Raw genomic sequence first — 2,572 nt, 5'->3', positions numbered from 1 at the left:
CGCCGGGAAGTGGATGTTCACCGAACGTATCGTCTTTTCCACATCAGCAGGGTCTAATTTCCCGTCCTCATCATTGGGAACGGTGCGGATAACCACCCCACCCAGCACCGATGCCCCACCGACCTCATACCAGAGTATGTGAGCCTCGCTGCCGACGATGATTTCATCGCCGGGTCGGGTACTGGCCAGGACACCCAGGAGGTTGCTCATCGTACCGCTGGCGGTGAAAAGCGCCGCCTCCTTGCCCATGACTTCGGCAGCCAGTTCCTCGAGGCGGTTGACCGTGGGGTCTTCCCGATGGACATCATCGCCAACCTCAGCCTCATACATTGCCCGCCGCATTTCCTCCGTCGGCAGGGTTACGGTATCGCTGCGCAGGTCAATAATCTTCATTCCGGTCACCTTTCTTGCCCGTGGTTTTCCCTCTATAATATCACAATGAGCGATATGCTGGCAGCCGCCAGCGTTTGATTTTTACCGCCATATATGCTTTAATGGGCTTTGGAAAGGGGTCGAGACGTGGAAGATTTAAAATTGAAGGCAACGCACCGGATGGTGCTGGGAAAGAAGGCCAGATTTTTACGCCGTCAGGGGATAACACCTGCCCACCTCTACGGTCACAATGTCAAATCGGTGGCGCTGCAATGTGATACCGATACTCTGCGGGATTTGATCGCTCACGCCGGACGAACCAGGCTTCTCAACCTTGAGATTGACAGCGAAAAGCCGAAAAGCGTTTTCGTCCGCGAGATTCAGCGTGATGCCATCAGCCGGGAGCTGCTGCACGTTGATTTCTACCAGGTGACGCGGACCGAGAAAATCGCCGTGGCTGTACCCATCGTGCTCGTGGGAGAAGCGCCAGCGATGAAATTCAAGGGATGCATGATAGTTCGCGGCATCAACAGCCTGAGCATTGAGTGCCTGCCCACCGATGTGCCCCCTCAGATAGAAATTGACATCACCCAGCTGGAAGAAGTGGAGCAGGCGGTCCACGTCAAAGACATTGTCCTCAACCCGGAAATCACCGTTCACGCCGACCCCGAGCAGCTGGTAGTAAAGATTAGCGAAGTGGCGGTGAAGGAAGAGGTCGAGGAAGTGCCTGCGGTCGAAGAGGAGGAAGCGGTTGCTGAGGAGGCAGCGGAGGCTCCTGCCGAGGAGGAGAAACCAGGGGAGAAGGCTTAAGAGAGCTAGCGCGTGGCAAACCGCGATAGCAATATATCATAGTACTTGGTGATTATCAGGCGATGATTATCGACTTCCATACGCACGTCTTTCCACCGCAGGTCAAGCAAAAACGCGGCCAGTACATCGACCGCGACCCGTGTTTTGCGCTCCTCTATGCCAAGAAAGAGGCTAAAATCGCCACCGCCGAGGAACTCATCGATAGCATGGACCGGGCCGGCATTGATATCTCGGTCATTGTCAACTTCGGCTGGATGACCCACGAACTCTGCACGGAGACCAACGACTACATTCTGGAATCAATCGCCCGCTTCCCCAAACGCCTTATCGGATTCTGTACCGTGCAGCCGCAGTCGCTCGACGCCGCCATCGCTGAAATTGAGCGCTGTGCCCAGAATGGCGCCAAGGGTATCGGCGAGTTGCGACCCGACATACAGCTGCTTGACCTCGAAGATGAAGCCATCATCTCTCCATTGATGGAAACGGTTAAGAAACACCGGCTCATCCTCCTCACCCATGCCTCCGAACCCGCAGGCCATGACTACCCCGGCAAGGGAATCATTACACCGGATGTGCTGTATCCCTTCATCACCCACTATCCCGATGTCACCATTGTCTGTGCCCACTGGGGAGGCGGCCTGCCGTTTTACGCCCTGATGCCCGAGGTACAGAAGGCACTGCAGAATGTCTACTTCGATACCGCCGCATCTCCGTTTCTCTACCAGCCCCAAATATATACTCTGGGCAGCCAGCTGGTCGGCGCGGATAAGATACTCTTTGGCAGCGATTACCCGTTGCTGCTGCAGACCCGCTTGCTCCAGGAAATCGATTCGGCGGCTTTAACCGAAGAAGAGAAGAGCCTGATTCTATCCGGCAATGCCAAACGGATACTGAACCTTTAGGGATGGAGCAGATTCGTTCGTTTATCGCTATTGAACTGCCTGATGACGTAAGGTCGGCCCTTGCCGAATTGCAGACCGAGTTGCAGGCGAATAAGCAGCCTTCGGTGAAATGGGTTGACCCGCATGGTATACACCTGACCCTGAAATTTCTGGGCAACATTGCCACAGCCAAAATCAGCGATGTTACCGGTGCTATAGAGCAAGCGTCTCAGGGCTTTTCACCTCTTTCGCTTGAGGTAAAGGGGCTGGGCGTTTTTCCCAACCTCCAGCGCGTCCGGGTGGTATGGGTCGGCGTGGGAGGAGATATTGACCGGTTGAAACAGCTTCAGCAGCGCATTGATTCCAACCTGGTACCGCTGGGCTTTGCCCGGGAGTCGCGGCCGTTCACCCCTCATCTGACCCTGGCCCGCGTTAGAGAAAAGGCAACACCAACCGAGCAGCAACACCTGGGGCAGCTCGTCGCCGACGCCAGATTTGAGACCGCCCAT

General features: G+C 55.7%; 4 protein-coding genes. 3 read left to right on the top strand and 1 reads right to left on the bottom strand.

Annotated elements, in window-relative coordinates:
• The coding region (locus KKD83_01610; protein ID MBU2534845.1) for a threonine aldolase family protein at nt 1-393 on the bottom strand (393 nt) is incomplete at its 3' end.
• A 126-nt stretch (nt 394-519) separates the two neighbouring features.
• Here KKD83_01610 and KKD83_01605 point away from each other — a divergent pair.
• The 3 genes from KKD83_01605 to thpR all read left to right on the top strand — a co-directional run.
• Nucleotides 520-1,182: a 50S ribosomal protein L25 gene (locus KKD83_01605; GenBank protein MBU2534844.1), complete on the top strand. Its 663-nt coding sequence runs from the start codon at nt 520-522 to the stop codon at nt 1,180-1,182.
• Between the two features lie 62 nt (nt 1,183-1,244).
• On the top strand, nt 1,245-2,084 hold the full coding sequence (locus KKD83_01600) for an amidohydrolase family protein (GenBank protein MBU2534843.1): 840 nt from the start codon (nt 1,245-1,247) through the stop codon (nt 2,082-2,084).
• Nucleotides 2,085-2,086: 2 nt separating this feature from the next.
• Nucleotides 2,087-2,572: RNA 2',3'-cyclic phosphodiesterase (thpR, locus tag KKD83_01595; protein ID MBU2534842.1), on the top strand; the 486-nt coding region annotated here is incomplete at its 3' end.

The sequence above is a fragment of the Chloroflexota bacterium genome (genome assembly GCA_018829775.1).
In the GTDB taxonomy this organism is placed as follows: domain Bacteria; phylum Chloroflexota; class Dehalococcoidia; order Dehalococcoidales; family RBG-16-60-22; genus E44-bin89.
Note: the sequence above shows the minus strand (reverse complement) of the source record. Positions and strands in the feature narration are given on the sequence as shown.